Raw genomic sequence first — 22,655 nt, forward strand, 5'->3', positions numbered from 1 at the left:
CCTTCAAAACCGGATCAACCGAGGAAGAAGAGCAGCTCTGGCCGAATCCAGGAAGTCCCATCAATTGACCGCAGGACACGGTGACGCGTGCCCGCGGACACGAGGGCCGGACTCCACCGCGAGGGCCGGCCCTCGCGCATGCCCGCACCCGGTCGCGGACTAGTGCCGCGTCAGCCAACGTCTGCCTGGTCGCGGCAGATTGCTCTCTCGACTGGTGGGAGAGTGCGGACATGGAGATTGCCAACCGCACGCTGGCGGTGGACGTGATCGCGGCATTGACGTACTGGCCTGGCATCATCTGGGGAGGTCAGAAGAACCCTCCGGACCCGGTGGATCTTACTGTTCTGCCCCCTTTCTTCAACGAGGTGCTGCAGGATCTTCCCTGGTGGAACCGTGATTGGAAGGTCAGCCGCGTCGAACCGGGTCTTCCCTTGGAGATCGGGAGTGATCACCACGGTCACCCTTCAAGGTTCACTGAGGTGTCAGTGCCGGGCACGGTTGGTTCCAGCGGTGATGAGAGCCTGCCCTTCGTCGCGAAGGTCGGGTTTGCGGGTGACCGACTGATCCGATTTCAAGCCAAGATCGACAACGTGGTCCTCGGTTCTGCCGTTACCCCTGCTGGGCGGCTGGAGCCACATCCGTTCGCGAGGGTGCTCACCGGGTTGATGGACCTGCGCGGGATTCCGGTCAAGAGGATGGCGAGGGAAACCGCACGATCGATGTCCACCATCCACATGCTTCGCAGCGGAAGGCACAACCCGGAGCCGTCTCTTACCCAGGAGATCGCCAAGGTTCTGGGTATGTCCGAAGCAGACGTCAGAGTCATCGCTGGACTCGACGACGGCAGTACGCAGTAACTGACAGGCTGCGGTGTCACGATGCGGCGTTGGCGCTGCGTCAAGCGACGCTCGCCCTGTTGATCACGGTGCGGAGGCGCTTGTCGGCGGCGTGTCCGTTTCGCCAGATGATGTAGCGGCGGATCATGCTGCCCTGGGCCTTGTGGGTGGGGTGGTCGGTGCCGTCGAGGGTGAAGTAGCGCAGGGCGGTGAACTGGGCCTCGATGCGGTTCAGCCAGGAGCTGTTGGTGGGTGTGTAGGCGAACTCGACGTTGTTCGCCTCGGCCCAGTCGCCGACTCTGGTGTCCTTCTTCGTACTCAGGTGCGGGGAGAAGTTGTCGAGCACGATCGCGATGCGGGTCTGGGGCAGGTGAAGGCTGCGCAGGTAGCGGCAGAACTCCAGGAACCTCGTGCGGTGCTTCCTCGGCTTGATGTGGCCGTAGAGCTGGTCTTTGCCCAGGTCGTAGGCGGCAAACAGGTGCCGGACGCCGTGGGGGCGGGTGTAGGTCGCCCGCCGTCTCGGCCTGGGCTCGCGGTCGGGGTCCTTGTGCCGGCCGCCGCATTCGGCCCACTGCCTGCCGGGGTGTTTCTGGAGGTTGAGCGGGCCGAACTCGTCCAGGCAGAAGACGACTTCGGGCTCGCCGTCTTCGGGTATGACCTCGCCGCCGGCGATGGCGTAGAGGTGCTCGACGCGGGCCTTCTTGGTCGCGTAGTCCGGGTCCCGCAAGGTCTTCCAGGTCTTCACGCGTTGAAAGGAAACGCCTTCCTCGCGGAGCAGGATGCGCAAGCCCTCGTGGCTGATGTCGTCGACCACCCCCTCGGCGACCAGGAAGTCCGCCAGCTTGACCAGACTCCAGGTCGAGAACGGCAGGCCGTGCTCAGCCGGGGTGGACTTGGCGATCTTCTTGATCTCCCGGCGTTCGGGCAGGGTGAAGGTCCTGGGCCGGCCGCCCTTGTACTTCGGGTAGAGCGAGTCGAAGCCGTCGGCGTTGAAGTTGTGGATCACGTCGCGAACCCGGTCGTCGCTGCTGAACGTCACCTCGGCGATCTTCGCCACCGGCATGCCCTGCGCGGACAGCAGCACCATCTGGGCCCGCCGCCAGGTCACTACCGAGCCGGTGCCTCTGCGGATGATCCGCAGCAGACGTTTCCCCTCGTCGTCATCGATCTCCCGGACCCGCACATGCTCAGCCACTTGATCATTTTGACCGCCCACTGCCACCCCGCACAGCAAGACGGCACACGTCACAGGGCGAACGTTGCTTGATGCGGCACTAGGTCAACGCGTTCGCGCCGCCCGTCCGTTGACCGGCATCCATGCCGGGACCGGCGCCCTGCTGGACGCCTCGGCCGCCAGGCCCGGGCCCGGCGGCCGCCCGGGCTTCGGGGGGTTGAGGGCGGCACTGGTCCACGCCGGCGACATCGACGCCGCCCGGGTCTGAACCGCCCCGTCGTATCCGGGCACGCTCCGGCGGGCGCCGCGTTCCGCTTGGCCCGCGACCGGGTACGTGCAGCCGTAACGGCGGCCGGCCAGTCCAGGTCGACGAGGACCGGGGTGCAGGGGGCCGGGCGCGGCTCGTTTCGCCCCTGGGGCCAACGGCCCCGGGCCTGCACTCGACCGGCCAGGGTCCCGAAAAGGGGCCCGGCCCTCACCCTCGCGCGGCCCCTGACAGGGGGGAACGCCCTCGCCGGTCAACGGCCGGCCCCGTGCCTCAGCGGCTCGGTCTGCTGCTCACTGCCGTACCGAGGGCCCCGCCCCGTGCGGGCGGGGATGCTCATCACCCGTTTGCTCACTGCCGTACCGAGGGCCCCGTCCGTGCGGGCGGGGATGCTCATCACCCGTTGTTCTGGGCGGGGTTGGGAGAGGATGAGGGGTATGGGACGTGCCTCTCGACGACGTGCAGAACGCCGCAATGCGCCACCGGCGGCGCCCCGGCCTGATGCCGCTGCCGGTTTTGTGGTGCTGGACCGGTACCTGATCCGCCCGGCCACTCTGGACGACGATGCCGAGGTGGTGCGCGCGCTCCTGGAGCCGGTGGACTTCATGGACGCGGCGATGCCCGGGGAGATCGTCGACCGGATGCGCACCGGCTGGCGCTTGCCGGCCCAGTTCGGCACCGCGACCCTGCTGCTGGCCCAGGAACACCCGGAGGGAGAGGTCGTCGGCCTTGCTCACGCGATTCCGCCGGTTCAGTGGCTGCTGGAGATGGAGGCGAGGCTGGGCCGGCAGCTGTGCATGGTGCTGTCGCTCTCGCTCGTCGAGCTGGAGGCGGTGTCGGTGGCCGACAGTGCCCGCGGCCAGGGGCTGGGCCACCGCCTCGTCGACGAACTGATCCGCTCCTACAGCGGCCAGGGCTACCAGGCGATGCTCGGCGGCATCCACACGCACAAGCCGCATCTGGCGCCGTACTACCAGGGCGACGGCTTTGAGGTCCTGGCGCCCGGGGCCCCGCTCGACCTCGAGCTGCCCGTCGGCCGGCTCCGGTACCCGGCGAGCGCGTCGATGCGGCACCTGGTGCGTCCCCTCGCCCCGCAGGTCTCGTACGGGCACGGCGTCCTCAGAGGCCTGCTCGGCGGCCGGTGACGCCCGGCCCGTGCCGGGGCCCGGCGTGATGGCCTACGGCCTGGAGATGCTGCTCGTGAACGGCTCCGGCCCCCGGCGACGTGATGTCGCCGGGGGCCGGTCGTGGTAGCGGGGGCGGGATTTGAACCACGCGACCTCTGGGTTATGAGCCCAGCGAGCTACCGAGCTGCTCCACCCCGCGTCGGTGCGCCCAGCGTACGGGATCTGGGCGGCCGCGGCGGGGGATTTCATGCTGCGGCGCGGCGCTTGGCGTCAGCTCATGCGGTTGACGGGGCAGCGACGGTGTCTTCGGGCCGTACCTCGCCCGTTTCAGCGGCAGCCGCAGGCCCGGGTGCGTCGGGGGCGGTGTAGTAGACCGAGGTGCCTTGCTTGGTGCGCTCTGCCCGGTTCTTGGCTACGAGCCCTTCGAGGGTGACGCGTACGACCTTGGTCTTGATGTCGCGCTCGGGATGGGCCTTGTCCAGCGATGCGGCGATTTCCGCAGCAGAGCGCGGTTCGCCCTGCTCGGCAAGGTGGCGGCGGATGAGCTCGACCAGGGTGGGCTGGGCCGTCTTCCCGCCGGTTGCGGTCTTGGCCGCAGGCTTCTTGGCTGTGGGTTTCTTGGCCGCCGGGCTCGCCTGCGCGGCCGTGGTCTTCGCGGCCGTGGTCTTCGCGGCGGTGGTCTTCTTCGTTGTGCGCCTGCCGTTCGGCGCGGTGCCGGCTGACTTTCGTGGGGACGGCACGGCGGCGCTCTCGGGCGGGCTCGCCGGCGCAGTTGGTGGGCCGGTGATGCCGAGAGCCTGCCGCATGTTCACCAGCACGGTGTGGTTGTGCTCCAGGGCGGCCAGCTGCTCCTGCAGGGACGCGATCTCCCCGCGGATGCGGTCCTGTTCCTTGACGTTGCGTTCGAGGTCGCCGGTCACCTGGGTGATGTACTGCGATGTCAGTTCGGTGGGGGACGTCGTCTTGTCGGGCACGGTATTGCCTCTCCTCGGTCGGTGGTCGCCGGCTGGCGCCTGCGGTGGACGGCTCCTGCCCCGGGTAACGCCCTGGTGGGCTGGTGCTGGCGGTGCGGCAAGGCGCCAGCACCGCGACTGCCGCAACGTACCTTGGCGTAGGGGATAGTACGGCCGGCCGGAGCCCGTTTCGCTGCAGCTTTGACACCGACCGGCAGGTCTACTTGTCCGTGGGCGTGACCCCGGAAACCGGTCGTGTAGCCGGTCAACTCCCCATCCGCGGGTCGACTTTGCCGCTGGCGAGCCTCCACCCTGGAGGGATGCCGGCGGCCAACTGCCAAGGGGGAGCGAGCCGATGCCACTGACCGCGCGCTGGGACGGACCGGGGACGCTGGATGTGACGCTGGAGGGTCTGGGCTGCGGCGTGGTGTGGGAGGCGGTGTACCGGGTGCGGCCGCGTCCGGTGCTGGCGTGTACCGGGTGCGGCGGGCCGATGCACGCGAAGGTGTCCGGGCGCGGCGGCCGGTTCTTCGCGCACGACCGCCGCTCCCCGGACTGCGCCGCGGCCGGGGAGACGGAAGAACACCGCAGCCTGAAGCGGGCGTTGGCGGCTGCCGCACGCCAGGCCGGCCACCAGGTCCAGCTGGAGGCCGGTGCCGCGCACGGCGGCTGGCGGGCCGACGTCCTGGTCACCGCGCCGGGAGGCGGGCGCACGGCGCTGGAGGCGCAGGTGTCCTCCGCGCCCGTCGATGATGTCCTCGCCCGCACCCGCCGCTACCAGGACGACGGCCTCGGAATCGTGTGGTTCACGCACCGTGCGGCGCGCTGGCTCGAGCACGTGCCCGCCGCCCGCCTCTACCGGCCTGCGGCGCCGGACGGGCCGTTCAGCCGGCTGCACCCGCTGGTGAGCGGCTTCAGCGCCGTGGCCTGCGCGGAGGTCTGCGACCCGCGCCCGTTCTGGCACAGCCCCGTCCACGCCGGCTGGGACCACCCTGAAGAACGGGACCTGCCCCAGTTCATCGCCGACGTCCTGCACGGCCGCCTCGTGCCCCGAACGGCTACCACTGCCCTGGGCACCCGCTACGACGGCTGGGCCGCCCCGAAGGACGTCGAAGCGGCCGCCGAGCACGCCGCATCGGCCCAGGCCGCGTCTCCCGAACCCGCATGACGCACCACCACCCGCGCCCGGGGCCAACGGCCCCGGTCCCACACCCGACCGACCGGGTCCCGACAGGGACCCGGCCCCACCCCGCACGCGGCCCCCGCGGGGGCTTCCCCCGGCGTCGGCCAACGACTGGCGCGGGGCTGTGTAGTGGGGGTTGGTGTCGCTCTTCCAGGGGGTGTGGTGGTCAGGCGGCGTGGGCGGGAGGAGTCGGTCGTGGTGGCGGGGGCTGGGTGGCCCGGGTGGGCAGGTTCTCGGGGGGCTGGCCGGGCCGGTGCTGGTAGTAGCTCTTGGTCTCGAAAACCGCGGTGCGTCCGTCGGATGTGCGCACGCGGCCGTCGATGCCGCGGTCGCCGGCTGCACACGTCATGAGGTCGAAGGGGCTTTCCGGGCGGGTGTCGATGTCGTGGCCGATGAAGCGGCTCAGGTGGAGCCATTCCGGGGCGGTGGCGGGGGTGCCGTTGCGTCGTCCGCGTTCCTCGAGCAGGTGGGCGATTCCGGCGCTGAGGACGGTGTCGACGTCCTCGCGGGACAGGACGGTGAGCAGGTTCTGGAAGGGCTGGCTGATCTTGGTGGCGTAGTTGGTTGGTGTGGCGGTTCCGCCCTGGGACAGGGGGATGCGGTGGCGGATGACGGTGGGTCGTGCAGCGGGGGGTGTGGGGCGGGCGCGGCGGTTGGCGGTGATGCGCTGGTAGGCGTTGATATAGGGGCGGTGTTCGGCAGGGCGGATCCCGCAGGCGGTCAGGAATGTCACCAGTTGCGTGGTGGACGGCAGGCCTTTGCGGTTGATGATCCGCCAGGCGGTGGTGCGCGGCAGCGGTGTGCGTCCGGGGGTGAGGCGGGCGTCGCTCAGGCAGGGGGCGCCGGCCCGTTCGTAGGCGGCGGCCAGGGCGGCGCCGAGGTCGTCCTCGGTGTGGATCAGGGGCGGGGCCGGCGCGTTGAGGGTGCGCAGCCGGTCACGCTGGGCGGTGCGGCCGCACTTGCGCAGGAGGCGGGCCCGGGCCGTTTCTGCCGGACCGCCGCCGCAGGCGCGTACGTAGGCGTCGAGGACGGCCGCGGTGGGTGCCGCGGTGCCGGACTCGGCGCGCTGGACGGCGCCGCGGGAGATGTTGGCGGCCTGGGCCAGGGCGCGCTGGGTCAGCCGCGCAGTCCGGCGCAGCGCGATCAGGTGCTCGGCGAGACGGGCGAAGGGGCGCTGCCGGGCGCCCTCGACAAGGGAACGGGGCATGGCAGCCGCCCTACTTGCCCGCGCCGGAGCGCACGGCGGCCTCGAGAAAGACCGTCACCAGGCGGCGGCCGCCGCCGGCCGCGGTCAGGGTGGCCGCACCGATCGCCCCCAGGCCGCCCAGGAGCGTGAAGACCGTGTTCAGGGGGGTACCGGCGAGGAAGAGGCCACTGCCCAGGCCCAGAACAGCGATCAGCAGGATCAGCGCGTGCGTCGGTCCGAACCGTCCCACAGCACCAACCGGTTCGCCGGCGGCGGGGGTACAGGTGCAGACCGGGACCGGGCCGGCCGGGCGGGGATCGAGAAAGTCGCTCATGGTGCGCAGGACTCCGTCCTGACGGGGCCGCCGGTGATGCCGGGGCCTGGACTGTTGGTCGCAATGTCACGCAGTCCAGGGGCAGTTGGCCCTGCCCAGTGGCGGGCTGCGATGGGGCACAGCCTTCCACGCCCCCGCGTCTGCCCGCTCCATCCGCGTGCGGCTTTTGCGCGTTGTGCGAAGTCCTGGCCCCGCGAGTGTTCCCCGGCCCGCTATGGATTGCGCTGCCCGGCCTTCCCGCGTGCACCGGCCTGGTGACGGGGCTGTGCGCGTGCGCTGTGCCGGGGCGGCCCAACGTTTGTTCCAGCTCGGCTTGCGGTCTAGGCAGTATCAGAAAGACGCTGCTGCCAGCACGACACCGACGGTGATGCGCCGGTGTCCGCCTGACGGCTAGTGGTCGCAAGCCCGAACCCGTTTCAGGACCCCCGGCAGGCGCGTTGGCCCGCGCCCACCGACACGCCAAGCCGACACCGCCTTCGGTGCCGGCTTGGCGTGCATCCCGTACGCCACCGCTGCGCTTCCGCCCTCGCAAATTCTGATTCTAGTGCGGTATATTTGTCTTGTTGATCCGTCTTTTTTTGTCGGTTCTGGTGGTTTTGCTTGCTGCGTATCTTGGTGGGGTTGGATCTCTCTGGGGTGGTTGGGGTGGTCTGTCCGTGCGGTGGGCGGGCTGAGGGGGGTGGGGTGGCGTGGTCTGCTGGCTGGTGTTGTGTGTGGTTGCGCTGGGGGTGCGGGGGGCGTGAGTGTGCCGAGTGCTGCTGTGCAGCGGTTGAGGCTTCGGACGGAGTTGCGGCGGGCTCGTCAGGCGGCGGTGCTGACGCAGCGTGAGGTCGCGGTGAGGATGGAGTGGTCTCCGTCGAAGTTGTTGCGGATCGAGTCGGGTGAGGTCGGTATCTCCGTTAATGATCTGCGGGCGTTGCTGGCGGTGTATGGGGTCGCCGACCGCCAGTTGGTGGATACGCTCCTGGAGCTTGCGCGGGGCAGCAGGAGGATGCCTTATGCGGAGTACCGTGATGTGTTCTCCAAGGAGTTCATCCAGTTTTTGGCGCTGGAGGCGTCGGCGTCGGTCTGCCGGTACTTCAACAATCTGCAGGTGCCGCGGTTGTTGCAGACGGAGGAGTACGCGCGGGCGATCGCCGAGTCCTCTGTGGGCGGCCGCCTGGATGAGACGCATGAACGCATGCTGGAGGCACAGATGTCCCGCCAGGATCTGCTGCAGGCCGACGAGGGGCCGCAGGTGGACTGCGTCTTGGACGAGGCGGTTTTGCATCGGCAGGTCGGCGGCCGGCGGGTGATGCGTGCCCAGCTGCTGCGGATTGCGGAACTGTGCGACCATCCCCGGGTCAGGATCGGGGTGATCCCTTTTTCTCTGGGGGTGTACCCGGGTTTGCAGGGCTCTTTCACGTTGTTTGAGTTCGTTGCCGACGGCATGCCTGACTCGCTGTATCTGGAGAACCCGGGCGGTGAGTTCGTCAGCTCCACTGCCCTTGCGGAGACCGGCCCCTACCTTGAACGGTTCTGGCAGCTGGAAGACCTGAGCATCAGGCAGGAAGTCGGGGAACTGGTGCAGAGGCTGGCCCAGCGTATCGATGCTGGAGCGGACGATCTGGCTGCACTGCTGCGGGAGTGAGACCCGTGTGGACTGCAGCCTGCTGGTGCCAGGAGGGGATTTGCCGGTGGCGGGTTGTCTGGCCTGGTGTGTGGTCGGTTCGCTGAGAGGCTTGCGAGCCAGGGCGGCGGCCCGGCCAGATTGTCCCCGCTGTGCTCCTCATCCGTGCTGGCGCGCCCAGTCGCGGGCGCGGTACCAGGCGCTGTCGGTCGACGGGCCACGGCAGATTCCACCGCGTATCCAGCTGCGCAAGCTGTGGTGCCGGTTCCGCGGTCAACGGCGTGGCCTGGCGCGCCGGTAGGCCAGCCACCGCCCCAGATCGTGCCCGTCCGTGACCGCGGCATGGCCGAACCGCTCGACATGACGGGGGGATGCTCGAGGTCCTGTTCAGCGGATCATCTTGCGCAGTGCGATGGTGCAGGCTCCAGTGACGGTCAGGCCGGTGAGGACGGCTTTGGGGGTGGAGTGTTCGGTGAGGAACATCAGCCCGCCCATGATGGTGCCAATGAATGCGGCGGTAAGCAGTACTACGGCGGTGTGTAAGGGCAGGAACGGCGGTTCTGGGGAAGGGGTGCCGCTTGGCGGCGGAGCCTGAGCAGCGGGCCGCGAGCTTCTGCCGGACGCCGTAGTTGCGCTGTGCGGGTTGGTGGGTTCTGCGTGGGCTGGAAGGGGATGGTGCGGGTCCCGGGCCATCGGGAATTTCCTTGTGGGGCGAGGTGCGGGACGGCAGCGGTTGCGCTCTGCGGCGGCTTTATCGAGCGCGCTGCCGTTGCGCTGTGAGGCGGAGGGTCCAGGCGAGGCGGGGGCCGCTGCGCAAGCTCACCCGCATGAGGAAGGCGGCTCGGGCGGGTAGAGGCTGCTCGGTGAGGTCGAGCCACTCTGCCGTCCACTCTTCGCACCAGCGCTCGCGGTCGTCGGCGGGGAGGACGGCGGTGAGTGCCCTGAAAAGGGGTCGTGCCCGCTCTATATGGCGGCTGGTTTTGCGGTTGGCGTCTTCAGGGCCCCGGGCGTTGAGGATGTGTCCGGAGGCGCTTTCTGTCCACAAGAGCTCGCCGTCGCCGCGTGTGAGGGCGTTGGCGACCGTTTCGGCTTCTGCGCGGGTGGAGTATCTGCTGACGCGGTAGTGGCGGCCGTTTTCGGCCTGGCGGATGACGAGCCAGGGGAGTTCCATGCTGGGGCTGAGGTCGGTGTCGTCCATGTCCTCGTCTCAGCTTTCCAGGCCGTCGGCGGGGCGAAGGCGTGCAGAGGTCGCGCCTGCTTGGTAGGCGGCTGCGAGAGCAAGGCGGGCGTGTTCGGCGCCGTTTGGGGTGAAGCGGTAGTAGCGGCGGCGAGGTCTGGGCGGATCAGTCTTCTCGATCTCGCTCTGGTCTTCCCAGAAGGACTCGAGCCAGCCGGTGTGCTCCAGGCGGGCAAGGATCGGATGGATTGTCCCGGTGGGAAGCCCTGCGTCCTGGGAAAGCTCGAGGCCGTAGCGGGCCTTGGCCGGGCTTTCCAGGAGAGCCCGCAGCACCAGTTGGGTCTGCAGCGTCATGCGAGGCGTTTTTGCCATGCCAGAACTCTAGTATGGCTGCCACCTGCGCGTCATGAAAACCCCCCTTATCTCTCCCTCCATCAGACAGCAGTCGCTTATGGGGCAGCGGTGGTTGCCTGAGGGCCGGGTGGGTGCGCCTGGTGTTGCTGGTGTTTGCCGTGTGCTGGTCGGCGTTTTCCTGTGCGGGTGGATCGTTTTTGGCCCTCTGCCGTTGTGGTGGTGTCTGTCTGGGGGGCGGGCCTTCGGTCTGGGGTTTTGGCGGTCTTCTGTCTGCGCGGGGTCTTTCTGCTAGGTAGCAGATTGCGTGGTGTCTGGCTGCCAGGTGGCGGTCTGGGCGGGGAGGGGTGGGGTGTTTGGGCTGGTGGGCGGGGGTGCTTTTTCATTGCTGGTCGGGGATGTCTTGGCGGGTTGGCAACCGCAGTTCGCGGGGGCGATTCTTGTCTGCGTGCGGGTGTGGCAGCTCGTATCCGGCTCGGGATTGGGCCGCCGTCTCTTTGGGGAGGTAGCTTTGTTCTGGGTTGTTTCATCTGGCTTCGCTGTTGGTCCAGACGGGGTGGATGATGCCTGGCGTGGGGTGCGGATGCAGCCGCATGCTCGCGTGCGCCGTGCTGATGGCCGTCGCCGTCGTGGTGGCGGGTTGGCGCGGTGGTGGGCACCGCTTTGGGCGGTGCTTTGGCGTTGCGTGTGGGGCCCCGTTTGGTTGGGCTCCACACGTGGACGTCGCCCGGCGGCCGACGATGGCCGTGGTCAGCGCGTAGGCGTGTGGCCCGGGGCGGGGCGTGTGCTGATGCCGGGTTGACCTTTTTGCGCTGAAAGCGTTCTCGCGTGGTACCGGTTCTTTTCTCGCCAGTTGGCTCCCGTTGCTTGCGGCTTCAGCTCCGGTCCTGAGCAGCCCCGGTATCTCCTTCTGGCCGGCAGAGCGGGCGCCCGGAGTCCTGTTGGTGCCGGCTGAGCTCGGGAGAGTGCGGCCGGTCGGTGCTCACAGAGCCTGCTGATCTGGCGTGCCGGGATGTACTGGTAGCGCGGTGTGCAGGTGGTGCGCGGGTGCGTTGGTGAGGCCGGTGGTCTTCGCGTGGGTGTTTCCTGGAGCAGGCGTGTGCTGGTGCCGGGATGCACGCTTGCGCTGGAGCTGCTGGCTGATCGGGGCTCGGGAGTCCGCGACGTGCTGGTTCAGGTTGCGGGTGGTGGGGGCTGGGGTGATTGCCATAGCGGATCGTTTCTGTCGGGCCGGCCGTGGAGCCGACGGGGAGCGGGTCCTGGTATGGAGAGCCCGGCGGCGTGCGATTTCGGTGAATGACCGGCGCCGGTCTTCGACCTCGTCACGGAGGGTGAACCACCGGTCGGCTGCGGGTGCTTGTCGTGCCAGGGCGAGCTGGGCCCGCTGTATCTGTCCGTCGATGGCGTGAGCTGCTTCGGCGATGTCGTGGCCGGCGACCAGGCTCACGAGGGCCAGGGCGTCGTTCCAGGGGTGCCAGTCGATGTCGGAGATTGCTTCGGCCCGGTTTGCTGTTTCCTTGGCAGCCCGTGCCAGGGCGATGAGGACGGCGGCGATTCCCGCAGGACCTGCGCGCATGCATCGGTTTGCCGGTCCCAGGAGCGCTGCCGGCGGTGTGACGGCTGCTGACGTAGGAGCCGGCAACGACACCGAGCAGAGTGGTCAGCACGGCGCTGCCGGTGGTGATGAGAGTACTCAAGTCAGCGTTGACAGCGGACAGTTTCGTGACGTGCTGCCACGCTGTGGAAGCATGCGTCCTCGCGCCGGTCTTCGGCGGCTGTTTCGCAATGCGGCTGCTGCGAGTTCCGCTCTGGAGGTAGGACTCCGCTACTCCAGGACGGCTGCTGCCGTCGTTCGGCGTCGCTGCCTTGCCCCTCCTGCGCTGTCCGGGCCAGGCAACGAGAAGACCTCAACAGCCACCCCGCCCTCTGCAGCCGCAGCACCTCACAAAACCGACCACACCGCACCGCAGAGGGCCCCTTCCCCCCCCCGTATCCGGAACCCGGCCTGCGGCCGACCGCGAGCAGCCCGTTCGCTAAAAGCCGCAGCTGCGGCCCCGAGCCAGGCGCCCGCAAAAGGCCAGGGGGTACGGGGGCCGGGGGCGCTTTGAGCAGTGGGCCGGTGGTGGGGTTTTGCGCGGCGCAGTAGCGCGGCAATCCTGTTGCTGGCAGACTCCCTGCTTTCTCTTTGGTTTCGTACGCTGCCGTCGGCGTGGATGGTGGTTGGGCTGTGCGTCGCGCTGGAGTGGGCGGGTTGCCGGCCGGAGTGTGGGGAACCCGGCAGGGACGGGCGGGATGCCGTGTCGCGGGATCGTCGCTCCGGCAAATGGACTGTTATATTCCGCTTGTAACGTCGGATCTCTGGCGTTCCCAACGGGCCGCCGCGGGCGGTGCGGTGGAGGGATGGACTGAGGTCGCGTCCCCTATTTCCTGAATAGCTCTATGCAGCTGCGCCTTCTGGGCGGCACGCGGAGATGCTGGGCGGAGAGCGACTGTCCTCCTTTGTTCGGGGTCGGCGGTGCCGCTCGACCTGGTTGCCGCATTTTGTGTGGGTCTGCTGGGCGGGAGCCGTTCGCGAACGTGCCGCTTCTGTGGTCTTGATGGGCGATATGCCGGTGCCGGGTTTATCGGGTTATCGCGTGTGGGCGGAAGTATCGGGTGGCGGCGGACGGTTTCGGTGCTGGCGCACCCCCGGGTGCGGAGGGGCCGTGGCCGTGGCCGGCGGGTCCGTGCCGCCCGGCGGCTCGGGTTCGGGAAGCTCGCGGATGCTGCGGGGCTGCTGTCGGTCACCGACTTGTCCGGTACGGCGCTCGAGGGTGGTGTCGGCCGAGGCCGTGGCCGAGGGCGGAAGGCGTCCCCGGCCCGGAGCCGTAGTGCTTGCCGTGGTGGTGTTCGAGGGCGTGGTCGTGGCCGGGGTGATCTCAGCGGGCCGGGTGTACGCCGTCCGAGACCGGAAAGGGCCATGTTCGTCGCTCAGGCAGTCGTGTCTGGGGTGTTCGCGGGCGGTGGGCCTGTGCGGGGCAGGGGGCTGGCCTCGCCGATGGTCGTGACCGGTTCAGGGGTGGCGGTCGGCTTCTCCGTGGTGGCCGTGGTGGATCTCGGCGTCGGCTTCCTGGTGTTCGCGGCCGCCGTCGGGGTGCTGGAGAGAACCATGGGGGCGAGGCCAACAGGGCGAAGGAGCCGGACTCGTTGTGGTCGTGGCCGACGGGGAGATCGTCGCTGTTGATGTGTGCGGTCGGAAGGGGGGTGTTGACCGTCGGGGAGTTCGTCACGGTCATGGTGGGGAAGGTGTCGTGGTCTTCGTCGGCAGGATGTTCCCGCCGACCACGGGGGGTTGACCGTGGAGAGCGGGAAGACGGTGTCCGCCGTCCCCGAGGCGCTCCCGCGGTTTCGCTGGCTGTGACGGCCCTTCAGGGTGTTCTCGACGGCCTTGACCGGGGGCGGGCTGGGGTGCGAGGTATGTGGTCAGGACCGGGTGCAGGCGTTGGGTGTCGGTCATGGTGTTCGGTCCGCGGGTGAGGCCGCGGCAAGGGCGGCTGCTGCGCTTCGCTGATCGCGTCGGCCGAGCCCGGGCGCGCAGGGCCCGTTGGGTGGATGACACCTGCCGCGGCGGAACCTCGGCGCGCCGAACTGGCCGTGTGGAGCGCGGTGTTGGGGAGCTAGCTCGGGGAGCCCATCAGGTTCGTCCACGGCGCCCGAGGGCGGTGTCGTGGAGGGCGTGGCCGACGCGGAGGTGTTCTTGAAGGCGTCGTGGTGTCCGCTTGCCGGGAGGCTGGGGGTGATCGTCGTGCCGGCTGTGGCGGTGCAGGCCGCCGGGGTGCTCGCGGCGAGCTCGTCGTGGTCGTGCTGCTGGGCGTGGAGGGGTTCGGGCGGTCTGTGGTCGTGGAGAACGGGGTGGCGTCCGTTGGTGAGGACCTCGGCGGGCCGGGTGTACGCCGTCCGAGGCCGGAAAGGGCCGTGTTCGTCGTCCAGGAGGTCGACGGGCCGGTCAGGGTGGGCGTGAGCGTGGTCGTCACCCGGCGTGGACAGTGGGCCTGGGGCGGCGGGAGTTCGGGTACTGGCGGTGGCGGCCCCAGGGGACGTGGGCGGGTATCGGGGACCGGGGACCGCACGGTCCGCGGTTACCTGGGCGGAGGTGGTGGTGCGGGTTGTCGGCTTCCTGGTGTCCGTCGCCGAGTTCGCGGCGTCCGTGGCCTTGTTGGCCGCCGCGTCGGTGGTCGAGATGTCGATGCCGACAGCGAGCCGGGCTGGTCGTTGGTCTCGAGGTGTTTGTCGTCGAGGTCGTGATGCTCGCCGAGGAGTCCGCGGCGCCCTGGGGGGGGGTGTCCGTTGGCGGGGTGTTGCGGTGAGAACTCGGGGTCCGCCGTGAAAGACCGAGAAGACGGTGCCCGTGGTCCGTGAGGTGCTGCCTGCGTGTTCGTGGCCGTGGCGGCTGTTGTGCCGGCGGGCAGGCCGGGGCGGCCGTGGTGCTGGGCACCGTGCGGTGGAGCCTTCGGCGTGGTCTTCTCCTGCGCCTCGCTGATCGCGTCGGGGCTGCATGGGTGCGTCGGGTGGCGACGCTCATCGGAGGCCGGGGGCGCCTCGTTGCAGTACGGGGCCGAGCGCAGCACGGCTGCCGGCATAGGAGTTCGGGAGGTCCGGCCGGAGTGCGCCGGGCCGGCACGTGAGTCCGGGAGGGGCCGGGGGTGTTCGCCGCCGGCGTGCGGCGGTCGTGCTCGTGGCGGTGTACGTGGTCGAGGGGTTCTCGGTGAGCACGAGGTCGTTGGCGAGATCTGCGATAGTCGGCCGCTGCGTCCGTGGTGGTCGGTGTGCCGCCGGTGGGTGTGACAAGCCTGCAGGGGGCGGGAGCGCGCCCGGGCGGCGGCCGTGATGGTGGTCGAGGCCGTCCCGTCCCCTTCACCGTGGTGGTCGTGCTCTGCGCCGCGGGTCTTGCGGCGGTGTTCGTGCTGCGCGTTGTCGGCTTCGCGGTGCTCGCCATCGAGTTCGTGATGCTCGCCGGGAAGTCCGAGGCCGCCGTTCAGGGGCTTTCGGCGGCCTGGACGGTGTTCGGCGGTGTGGTCGCCTTCGCCGCGGTGACCGTGTCGTTCTTCGCCGGCTTCGCCGAGGAGGAGATTGTCGGGGCGGTGTCGGCCGCCGACGAGACCGCACCGCTCGCCCGGTGTGGGCCGTCGTGGGCGCGGGCGTGGGGGTGGCCGTGCTGTTCCTCGTCGGATTCGTTCTGCTGGTCGTCGGGTTCGGGGTGTTCGCCGAGGAATTCGAGGAGGGTGGTGCTGCTCATGGCCGTGGTGGTCGTCGATGTGTGGACGCTGATGGTCGGCGTCGTGGTCGGCCTGGGCGTGTCCCAGTCCTTGATCTGCGGCCAGGGGTGCTGCTCGTCGTCGGCTGCGGTGGTGGGCTGGGTGTCGCTGATGGGGAGCTGGCTGTCGACGATGTCGTGCTGGGCGCCGTTGTGTTTGCCCTTGAGGAGTCGGTACGTCCGTGGTCGAGGAGTGCAGGGCGGTGTCGGCGGCGGTGCTCCCGGCGGGTGCGGTGGAGAGGGAGACGGACGTTCGTCGTCCTCGAGGTCCTGTTCGCGGCGCTCGTCGACGAGGTCGTGACGGCGGTCGGCGGCATGCTCGTCTTCGTCGCGGTGGCCGTGTCGTTCTTCGCCGGGTCGGTGGAGGTCGTCGGGGGTCCGCGCCGAGGAGGAGATGGCCGAGGGGGTGTCGGCCGTGGGCGAGAGCGTGCCGCTCGCCTGGTGTTGGTCGTCGTGGGCTCGGGGCGGCCGTTCCCGTGGGTGGGGTTGGTGTCGCTCGTCGCCGAGGTCGTGACGTTCGTCGAGGCGGCGGGGTACGCCGAGGGGGGAAGCCCGTCCGCGTGGTGGGGTGCCTGAACGTGGGACGGGCACCGGGTTGGTGGCCCGGTGCCCGTGTGCCCTGCTGGTGGGGCGGGTTATGTGGTGGCGGTGAACTTCAGCGGGGCTGCGAGCTTGATGAGCTTGCGCATGGTGTCCGGCGAGACGCCGTACTGGCGGGCGGCGGCGAGGGCCCTGCTGATCACCCCATACGCCACGTCTTCACCATCGAAGATCTGGTTGATGGTGGCGCTGTCGGTGCCGGCCAGCGTGGCGTATCGCTTGATGATGACGTCCTCGCCGACGGCCTTCATGAGCGTTTCGCCGAACTGCTTGCGCTGGGCGGTGAGCGTCTCCGGGTCGGGCGGGAGGGCCCAGTACGTCTCGCCACGCTGGTCGGGATCGTGATTACGGAAGAAGTTCGACCAGCTGGCCCACGACTTGTAGGGCACCTGGTGGGCGATCAGCAGACCGCGCAGACGCGTCGGGTTGAGCCGGGCCTTGCCGTTGAAGATCTGCGCGAGGGTGGAGTGGGAGATCTTGCAGCCGGCCTTGGTGGTCATGGTGTCCGCGAGAGAGCGCAGGCTGACGCAGGAGCGGTCGCTCAGCGCGCTGAGGCAGAGCACTCCGTCCTCGAAGCTCTTCATGCCGGGGGGCATCCTGAGCTCGGAGCGGCGGTTCCAGTACGCGCGGGCCTCCTTCTTGATCGCGTCGTTGGTGATCGCGGAGCCGACCTGCTCCTCGGCCGTGGTGGCGCCGGAGCCGGTTTCTGCCGCGTCCGTCTCGATGAGACGCTTGATCGCCCTCAGCGCGGCGTTCATCTTGGCCTTGGTGCGGGTGCATGCCTCGACGTGTCCTTCGATCGTGCGCCAGGTGAGCCGGATGCCGTTCTCGGCCTGGGAGAGGGTGCCGATGCAGATCCCGGAGCGGGCGGCGACCTCGTTGAGGACGAGGGCCTTGCCGGCCTCTCCGGCATTGATGCGCAGGTTGTGCAGCACCGTCCCGATGGCCTTGCGGGTCTCGGGCCGGAGGCTGTCGTACTGGGGGAGGGTGTGCTGGGCCACGGTGGTCTCCTTCCGTACGGCCCGGTCGGGGGCGGGGCCGTGTATGGCTCCGCCCCAGAAGGGCGTGGGTCAGGAGAGGCTGCGGCGGATCTGGTCGGCGATGATGCCGACCAGGGCGAACAGGCCCAGGGCGGTGCCGGCTTCGACGCCGACGAACATGAACGCGAAGAGGGCACCCAGAAGCAGCGCGTAGATCGTCACGGCCTGCCAGGACGGCGCCGGGAGCTGCCCGGGCGTCGCGGTGGTGCTGGAAGGCGTGTTGGGCTGCGCCGGCAGCGTGCCGGGCGCCGTGGCCGTGGTGTCGGCGAAGTTGGTGCCGTCCGCCGCGGCGTACGTGCCGTCGGCGTTGATGTGCGGCAGGGCCGTCGGCGTGACGGGGGAGAAGGTGGTGCCGGCGGGCACCGCCGGGGCGGTCGGATCCGCCGGGGCCGGGGCGGCGGTGGTGGCCGTCTCCGGCTCGTCGGCGCCGTCCTGCGAGATGATGAGCTTGATGACCATGAAGGTCACCTCTTTCTTGGTCGTTTCTCGGCTTCGTGGTGGGTCGTGCTGTGTCTTGGTCCAGACGGGGTGTTGCCGTGGTGCTAGGTGGTGCCTTCCGCGGGAATCCGAGGAGCGTTGCAGTTGCTCTTCTTCGCCCTGCAGAAGTGGTTCGCCGTCGAGTCTCTCTCAGGTCGCCTTTCGACCGTGACCCTCGAATACAGCGGCTGTACACGCCTTGAAATCCGGCATGACCGGAAAGGGGCCTCCTAGCTCGGGGAATTCGCTCGCGGCGGGCGCATGGGCGGGTTGTTCAGAGGCTGTTGTTTCCGGTGGATTGCCTGGCGGCGTGTGACCGTGTCGAACTCGCCGCGGACCGGCGGGTGCTATGGCGCCGCGGCGGGGCGGGCCCGACGGCCCGAGGAGGTATACGAACGTGTCGGCGAGCCGGGCGATCGCCGAGATGTCGTTCCCACTGCCGTCGAACTCTGCCCACCCATGGATGCGTTGGAGTTTGGTCTGCGGGCCTCGGCGGTCGGTGAACAGGGCGCGGCCGTCGAGAGCCTGGGGCCAGGAGCTCGGCGAGCTCGTCGCCGTGGGGGAGTGCGTCGGCGAGGGCGCGTCCGTCAGGTGCAGGTCCGGGCTGCCGGCGGCGTTGGGGAGCGCGTCGAGGAGTCGGCGGACGGCGTCGGCCACCGCCTGGTGCTGCGCGTCGCCGAGTTGGAGGTTCTGGCGGTGTTGTACGACGGGGCGGGCGGCCGCGGTGAATCAGTGGGCGTCGAGCCGCGCGCGACGTCGGGTTCAGCCTCTTCACCGTTGTGTCTGGTCACCTGCTCTGCTCCTCCCGCTCGGTCGGCGCCCCGGCGCCGTCCTCGTCCGTGCTGCTCCCGGCAGGGCCCGTGTCCGTTCGTGCTCCTGTGGACGGCTGCGCCGCGGAGGCATCGGTGTCGCGGCCGTCGCCGGCCGCCTCCTCGTCCCGGGTGCGGCGTGCGCGTGCACGGTCGCCGAGTTGGTGGAGGTGGCCGATCCAGGCCTGCATGAACGCCTCCGCCCCGCCCTCCTCGTCGGCGGGCAGCCGCAGTAACCCTCCCGAGCTGTCGGCGTGTTCGGTGAGGAGCGACTCCAGCCAGGCTGCGAGGGCGGTGATTTCGGGGGAGAGGCACTTGGACAGGGCGTGGACGACGCCGCTCGGGTTGGTCATGAGGGGTGCCATCTGGGCCACGATCAGGGCGAACCCGGACTCCTCCAGCTGGGTGCGCAGGCGGGCGAGAGCGGGGGTGTCGGGCATCCCGAGTCCGTGCATCAGGTAGAGGCTGCCGATCCCGGCGAGCATCATGGCGGCGTGGCGTGCGGCGGCCATCTCCTCGGCGTCGGCCGCCTGGAGCCGGGCGAGCGGGTCGACGGTTCCGGCCTGGCTCCACCCGTCGAGTTCGCCGCTGTGTTCGGCCCGCCGCGCGCTGGCGGCGACGTCGCTCCAGTCGAGGCCGGGCGTGAGGGTGGCGAGCGCGTCGACGAGGGCCTCGCCGCCGACTTCACCGGCGCTCATGGCGGCGGCCGCGGCCAGGCGCACCGCCCCGCGACGCCGCCGGCGCTCCTCACCCCGGTCGAGCTCGGCGTCGGGATCCTCGAGTACCCGCCGCATCTCCCGCGGGTCGGGTGGCCCGGCCGGACCGTGTCCCAGTACCCGCCCGGCCCGGGCGTAGAAGGCGTCCTGCGCCGCCTCGGCACCGTCGGCCGCGGTTCGGGCGGCCACGGTCAGGCGCTGCGCCGAGGAGCGGCTCATGGCCCACACCAGGGCCTCGCGTACGGCCGGCCATGGCGGCTCGGGCACCGTCAACTGCCCAGGCAGCGCCGGGCGTCCGGCCTCGGCGTACCAGGCGATCACCGTCCAGCGCAGGTCCCGCCCCGGCCGCGCGTGCTCCGCGAGGGCCGCGGCGACGGCGACGGTGTCCTCGGCGAGCACGGAGACGGAGCCGCGCGCCCGCCCCAGCCACGCCCGTGCGTGCCCGGGCAGCAGATCCGCCCCCCCGCCACCGCTCCAGCTGCGCCGCCGACGCGTGCAGGCCGAGTGCCGCCAGGCGCTCAATCAGCTCCACATCCGCCGCACTTGGCACTCCTCTGGCCACCCGCACCACTTTAGAACCCCGCGAGGTATCCGGAAATCGTGCACGCCGAATCCGGTGAACTAACCCCCAACACCCGCCGCCGCGCAGGCCCGAACCGGGCTTGACCTGCCCAAAGGAGCCCCTCAGATGCACGGCCGCCGACGTCCCGCCACCCCCCGAAGCCGGCCCGCCCGCACTGCCACGGCCGCCGCCACGGTGCTTCTCCTCGCTCCCAGCCCCGCCGGCCGGACCGTCCTGACCTACGCCGGCGCCTGCCTCCTGCTGCTCCTGGCCCTCACAGCTGTCCTCGCCCTCGGCGCCGCCTACGCCCCCACCCCCGCCCACCGCGCCGCCGCGCGCCGCACCCTCCACCTCCTCCTGCGCCTCGCCCCCTGGTACCCCGATCACCCTTAAAACGACCCGGGTTGTGGGTGTTTGGGTGCTGCGCGCTTGTGGTGGGGCTGTGGGTGGGCGGCGTGGCGGTGTGGTGGGGTGTTCCGGTCTTTTTGGCGGGGTGTTGGGTGGGGCGCGGCGTGTGTCGGGCGCGATCGTGTACGCGGGTGTGATCGTGGGGGAGAACACGGCGGTCGGGCATCGGACGTCTCCCTTGCTCTCTGAGCAACCCTCGACCTACGAGCTGACCAGCTCGGTGGCCGTGTCCACCGAGTCGAGAAGTTGGGTGACGACGGCCTCGTCTTCCGGCCAGATTTGTGTTGCTCACCAGGGCAGGCCTCGGTGCGGCCACCCGGCTCGGTGGAGGACGCGGACCCCCGGTCGCCCGCCTCCGCTGGCCGACGGCGCGGTCACGGGTGAGCATCGAACGGTCGGAGCCGACGGAGCCCACCGGAAGGACGTTCATGAAGAGCGGTTCGCTCGCCGAGATCGATGCCCTGGTCGGCGACGGAAGGATCGTGATGTCGGGGGATGACAGCGCGGTCGTGGCGGCCGTGCAGGACGCGTTGAAGGCCGGCAGATCGGTGACGTTCTACCTCTCCCGCGGACAGGCCGAGGCATTCAAGGCGTGGTACTGGAGCCCTAGACGGATCAAGGACCGGGGCATGGAGCCAGTATCGCGCGAGGAGCGGGAGAGGATCACCTCGGAGCTGGGGATCAGGGACATCGGGCCGGCCTACTCCAACCGCATCGACTGCGAGTGCGGGGCTCAGTACGGCGCCTTCGAGTTCATCGGACAGGGCATCAAGGAGCATGGCAAGGAGTCCGTGGACGCCGTCCTGGCCCTGGAGAACGCCTATGTCCTGCGGGTGAACCCGGTGACGCCCGCGGTCTGCGCCGCTTGCGGCGCACGCATCCTGGTCGGCCACGAGTACGACATGACCAGCAGGTACGGATGCTGCCGCTCCGAGAATCCGGTGTGAACAGCCGTGGTGCACGGCCCTGTCGACCGGCGGATGTCCGGAGGGCGCACGCCACGCAAGAGTGCCCGTCCGAGGTGCAGAATCGAGAGTCAGTGAGCGGGCGAGTGAGCCCAATGTTCACGAGAACGGCAGGCGCCCCTCCCTACCCACGGTCGCGCCTGCCGGTCCATCTGCTCCTGGAGCCCCCTCGGGCAGTGCCTCGCAGGCCGCCTCGTCCCAGCCAGCGTGCAGAAGCGACCGCACTCCGTACTCGCGCGGCCGCTCACTCATCGGCAGGACCTCCGAAGCAAACGCCGAGATCACTGCCCGACTGGTGCCGGGGGGCGAGGGTTGGCGGTTGACGGGTGAGAAGTGTTGGGTGTCCCGGTTGGTGGAGGCGAGTGCGTTCGTGGCGTTCGCGAAGGATCCCGGTGGGCGTATCCAGGCGGCTGTGGTTCCGGCAGAGGCTCAGGGCGTCACCCGTTACCCGGAGACCCCTTCCGGCCTTGCCGGGTGGGCGTGGGGAACCCTCCAGCTCGACGACGTCCGGCTGTCCGGCGACGACGTCCTCACCCTGCCCGGCGGAGACGGCGAGACGATCTTCCGTGAGCACTTCGCCGCCTTCCGGCCGCAGGTGGCCGCGATCGCCCTGGGCACGGCGGCAGGGGTGCACACGCGTGTCCTGAGGACCCTTCAGGCCCGTATCCAGACGGGCCTGTTGCGCAGGCTGCGGGACACCACGCTCGTCACCCTCGGCAGCACCCATGCCGAGATCCACGCAGCGCTCCTGGCGGCCGTCACGGCCGCGCGGCTCACCGCACAGGAAAGCCCGCACGCGAACACCTGGGCGCGGGCGACGAAGGCACACGGAGTCGAGACCGCCCACGAGACGGTGCAGAAACTCGCACTCCTCGTCGGCGCCAGCGGATTCCGCGCGGACTCCCCAATTGGCAAGGCGCGGGCCGATCTTGGCGGGCTGCTCTACGCCGACGGAATCCATGACGCACTCCTCCGATCCGTCGGACGGACACTTATCGGCTAACAGCAACCGGCGAATTCGATAGAGGAGAAAGGAAAGCAGAAAGGTAGGGCCCCGAAAGGGGCCCTACCTTTTTTGAGGCGCCATCTAATGACTCATTATATTCCATGACGGTCCGTCAGATTCATGGGTTATGTGGCGGGTGCACGATGAGGCCGTCAGGCCTCTTCCGCACTCCAGGAAAACGCATCTACCGTACCCCTTCTCGGTGCATGAATTACCGCACTGCGTGAACGAGAAAATAATTTATCGCGCGAGCATCTCGGTTTCTGAAATACCATCATGGTAGGGATTGACGCTGCGCCCGGCAGGGCGTCCCCCAGTACGCGGCAAGGCGGCTGGGGGTGGGGTTCCCGGTAGTGCAGGGAACACCCCCGTACGGTCCTGCCCGGCCCTATGGCCGGGCCTGCCCCCGCACCTACGCCCGTACCCGTCCCGGCCCCGGCAGGGCCCCCCGGCCTCACGCCCAGTCAACTCCCCATCCTGCACAGGACACCAGCCCCCAACCCAGACTCTAGACACGCCCCCGCTTTGAAACACTCCACCCCGGCACCCGCACCCCCCACCCCCAACCTGACACCCCGTCAACT

The 22,655-nt window shown here is 69.7% G+C and carries 20 protein-coding genes and 1 tRNA gene; 9 read left to right on the forward strand and 12 right to left on the reverse strand.

Going from position 1 to position 22,655, the window contains the following annotated elements; all coding sequences use genetic code 11:
- Nucleotides 1–230: 230 nt before the first annotated feature.
- Nucleotides 231–857, forward strand: coding sequence for a helix-turn-helix domain-containing protein (locus tag ABD355_RS43800; RefSeq protein WP_344406987.1), 627 nt, complete (start codon nucleotides 231–233; stop codon nucleotides 855–857).
- Between the two features lie 40 nt (nucleotides 858–897).
- Here the strand turns inward: ABD355_RS43800 and ABD355_RS43805 are convergent, their stop codons facing one another.
- On the reverse strand, nucleotides 898–2,031 hold the full coding sequence (locus ABD355_RS43805; protein ID WP_344406988.1) for an IS630 family transposase: 1,134 nt from the start codon (nucleotides 2,029–2,031) through the stop codon (nucleotides 898–900).
- Between the two features lie 109 nt (nucleotides 2,032–2,140).
- Here ABD355_RS43805 and ABD355_RS43810 point away from each other — a divergent pair, with 109 nt between their 5' ends.
- Together ABD355_RS43810 and ABD355_RS43815 are read left to right on the forward strand one after the other, a co-directional pair.
- Nucleotides 2,141–2,278: a hypothetical protein gene (locus ABD355_RS43810; RefSeq protein WP_344406989.1), complete on the forward strand. Its 138-nt coding sequence runs from the start codon at nucleotides 2,141–2,143 to the stop codon at nucleotides 2,276–2,278.
- A gap of 518 nt (nucleotides 2,279–2,796) precedes the next feature.
- A complete protein-coding gene (locus tag ABD355_RS43815) occupies nucleotides 2,797–3,420 on the forward strand; it encodes a GNAT family N-acetyltransferase (RefSeq protein WP_344406991.1) in 624 nt (207 codons plus the stop codon).
- A 103-nt stretch (nucleotides 3,421–3,523) separates the two neighbouring features.
- Here the strand turns inward: ABD355_RS43815 and ABD355_RS43820 are convergent.
- Nucleotides 3,524–3,601, reverse strand: a tRNA-Met gene (locus ABD355_RS43820).
- A gap of 76 nt (nucleotides 3,602–3,677) precedes the next feature.
- Nucleotides 3,678–4,376: a hypothetical protein gene (locus tag ABD355_RS43825; protein WP_344406993.1), complete on the reverse strand. Its 699-nt coding sequence runs from the start codon at nucleotides 4,374–4,376 to the stop codon at nucleotides 3,678–3,680.
- A 334-nt stretch (nucleotides 4,377–4,710) separates the two neighbouring features.
- On the opposite strand from ABD355_RS43825, the gene ABD355_RS43830 reads away from it, so the two are divergent.
- Nucleotides 4,711–5,523 carry a competence protein CoiA family protein gene (locus tag ABD355_RS43830; RefSeq protein ID WP_344406994.1) on the forward strand — a complete coding sequence of 271 codons (813 nt, stop codon included), beginning with the start codon at nucleotides 4,711–4,713 and terminating at the stop codon, nucleotides 5,521–5,523.
- 181 nt (nucleotides 5,524–5,704) lie between these two features.
- On the opposite strand, the gene ABD355_RS43835 is transcribed toward ABD355_RS43830, so the two are convergent.
- The gene (locus ABD355_RS43835; protein ID WP_344406995.1) at nucleotides 5,705–6,745 is read right to left on the reverse strand and encodes a helix-turn-helix domain-containing protein; all 1,041 of its coding nucleotides are present in this window, start codon (nucleotides 6,743–6,745) and stop codon (nucleotides 5,705–5,707) included.
- Nucleotides 6,746–6,755: 10 nt separating this feature from the next.
- Nucleotides 6,756–7,058, reverse strand: coding sequence for a hypothetical protein (locus ABD355_RS43840; RefSeq protein ID WP_344406996.1), 303 nt, complete (start codon nucleotides 7,056–7,058; stop codon nucleotides 6,756–6,758).
- Between the two features lie 739 nt (nucleotides 7,059–7,797).
- Here ABD355_RS43840 and ABD355_RS43845 point away from each other — a divergent pair.
- Nucleotides 7,798–8,688: a helix-turn-helix domain-containing protein gene (locus tag ABD355_RS43845; RefSeq protein WP_344406997.1), complete on the forward strand. Its 891-nt coding sequence runs from the start codon at nucleotides 7,798–7,800 to the stop codon at nucleotides 8,686–8,688.
- Between the two features lie 730 nt (nucleotides 8,689–9,418).
- Here the strand turns inward: ABD355_RS43845 and ABD355_RS43850 are convergent.
- From ABD355_RS43850 to ABD355_RS43865, 4 genes are all read right to left on the reverse strand, one after another.
- The gene (locus ABD355_RS43850; RefSeq protein ID WP_344406998.1) at nucleotides 9,419–9,865 is read right to left on the reverse strand and encodes a hypothetical protein; all 447 of its coding nucleotides are present in this window, start codon (nucleotides 9,863–9,865) and stop codon (nucleotides 9,419–9,421) included.
- Between the two features lie 9 nt (nucleotides 9,866–9,874).
- A complete protein-coding gene (locus tag ABD355_RS43855) occupies nucleotides 9,875–10,216 on the reverse strand; it encodes a PadR family transcriptional regulator (RefSeq protein ID WP_344407000.1) in 342 nt (113 codons plus the stop codon).
- Between the two features lie 961 nt (nucleotides 10,217–11,177).
- Nucleotides 11,178–11,405, reverse strand: coding sequence for a hypothetical protein (locus ABD355_RS43860; RefSeq protein ID WP_344407001.1), 228 nt, complete (start codon nucleotides 11,403–11,405; stop codon nucleotides 11,178–11,180).
- 3,804 nt (nucleotides 11,406–15,209) lie between these two features.
- Nucleotides 15,210–15,470, reverse strand: a complete 261-nt coding sequence (locus ABD355_RS43865) for a hypothetical protein (protein WP_344407003.1) — start codon at nucleotides 15,468–15,470, stop codon at nucleotides 15,210–15,212.
- Between the two features lie 87 nt (nucleotides 15,471–15,557).
- Between ABD355_RS43865 and ABD355_RS43870 the strand changes: the two genes are divergently transcribed.
- Nucleotides 15,558–16,064 (forward strand): hypothetical protein, encoded by a 507-nt coding sequence (locus tag ABD355_RS43870; protein WP_344407005.1) that lies wholly within the window; start codon nucleotides 15,558–15,560, stop codon nucleotides 16,062–16,064.
- A gap of 59 nt (nucleotides 16,065–16,123) precedes the next feature.
- Here ABD355_RS43870 and ABD355_RS43875 read toward each other — a convergent pair whose 3' ends face one another.
- The 3 genes from ABD355_RS43875 to ABD355_RS43885 form a co-directional block, all read right to left on the reverse strand.
- The gene (locus ABD355_RS43875; RefSeq protein WP_344407007.1) at nucleotides 16,124–17,089 is read right to left on the reverse strand and encodes a hypothetical protein; all 966 of its coding nucleotides are present in this window, start codon (nucleotides 17,087–17,089) and stop codon (nucleotides 16,124–16,126) included.
- Nucleotides 17,090–17,158: 69 nt separating this feature from the next.
- A complete protein-coding gene (locus ABD355_RS43880) occupies nucleotides 17,159–17,587 on the reverse strand; it encodes a hypothetical protein (protein WP_344407009.1) in 429 nt (142 codons plus the stop codon).
- A gap of 805 nt (nucleotides 17,588–18,392) precedes the next feature.
- Nucleotides 18,393–19,652 (reverse strand): hypothetical protein, encoded by a 1,260-nt coding sequence (locus ABD355_RS43885; RefSeq protein WP_344407010.1) that lies wholly within the window; start codon nucleotides 19,650–19,652, stop codon nucleotides 18,393–18,395.
- A 166-nt stretch (nucleotides 19,653–19,818) separates the two neighbouring features.
- On the opposite strand from ABD355_RS43885, the gene ABD355_RS43890 reads away from it, so the two are divergent.
- From ABD355_RS43890 to ABD355_RS43900, 3 genes are all read left to right on the forward strand, one after another.
- Nucleotides 19,819–20,085, forward strand: a complete 267-nt coding sequence (locus tag ABD355_RS43890) for a hypothetical protein (protein ID WP_344407011.1) — start codon at nucleotides 19,819–19,821, stop codon at nucleotides 20,083–20,085.
- A 443-nt stretch (nucleotides 20,086–20,528) separates the two neighbouring features.
- Nucleotides 20,529–21,047 carry a hypothetical protein gene (locus ABD355_RS43895; protein ID WP_344407012.1) on the forward strand — a complete coding sequence of 173 codons (519 nt, stop codon included), beginning with the start codon at nucleotides 20,529–20,531 and terminating at the stop codon, nucleotides 21,045–21,047.
- Between the two features lie 358 nt (nucleotides 21,048–21,405).
- Nucleotides 21,406–22,068: an acyl-CoA dehydrogenase family protein gene (locus ABD355_RS43900; RefSeq protein ID WP_425585873.1), complete on the forward strand. Its 663-nt coding sequence runs from the start codon at nucleotides 21,406–21,408 to the stop codon at nucleotides 22,066–22,068.
- The last annotated feature ends 587 nt before the right edge of the window (nucleotides 22,069–22,655 follow it).

Origin of the sequence: Streptomyces longisporus (assembly GCF_039532765.1) — a bacterium.
GTDB classification, from domain to species: domain Bacteria; phylum Actinomycetota; class Actinomycetes; order Streptomycetales; family Streptomycetaceae; genus Streptomyces; species Streptomyces longisporus.

What these genes read in the sequence shown, in the direction of transcription:
- ABD355_RS43865 (WP_344407003.1), bottom strand. Translation starts at nt 15,470, where the DNA reads ATGAGCAGCACCACCCTCCTCGAATTCCTCGGCGAACACCCCGAACCC.
- ABD355_RS43895 (WP_344407012.1), top strand. Translation starts at nt 20,529, where the DNA reads ATGAAGAGCGGTTCGCTCGCCGAGATCGATGCCCTGGTCGGCGACGGA.
- ABD355_RS43855 (WP_344407000.1), bottom strand. Translation starts at nt 10,216, where the DNA reads ATGGCAAAAACGCCTCGCATGACGCTGCAGACCCAACTGGTGCTGCGG.
- ABD355_RS43860 (WP_344407001.1), bottom strand. Translation starts at nt 11,405, where the DNA reads ATGGCAATCACCCCAGCCCCCACCACCCGCAACCTGAACCAGCACGTC.
- ABD355_RS43800 (WP_344406987.1), top strand. Translation starts at nt 231, where the DNA reads ATGGAGATTGCCAACCGCACGCTGGCGGTGGACGTGATCGCGGCATTG.
- ABD355_RS43850 (WP_344406998.1), bottom strand. Translation starts at nt 9,865, where the DNA reads ATGGACGACACCGACCTCAGCCCCAGCATGGAACTCCCCTGGCTCGTC.
- ABD355_RS43890 (WP_344407011.1), top strand. Translation starts at nt 19,819, where the DNA reads ATGCACGGCCGCCGACGTCCCGCCACCCCCCGAAGCCGGCCCGCCCGC.
- ABD355_RS43830 (WP_344406994.1), top strand. Translation starts at nt 4,711, where the DNA reads ATGCCACTGACCGCGCGCTGGGACGGACCGGGGACGCTGGATGTGACG.
- ABD355_RS43835 (WP_344406995.1), bottom strand. Translation starts at nt 6,745, where the DNA reads ATGCCCCGTTCCCTTGTCGAGGGCGCCCGGCAGCGCCCCTTCGCCCGT.
- ABD355_RS43880 (WP_344407009.1), bottom strand. Translation starts at nt 17,587, where the DNA reads ATGGTCATCAAGCTCATCATCTCGCAGGACGGCGCCGACGAGCCGGAG.
- ABD355_RS43840 (WP_344406996.1), bottom strand. Translation starts at nt 7,058, where the DNA reads ATGAGCGACTTTCTCGATCCCCGCCCGGCCGGCCCGGTCCCGGTCTGC.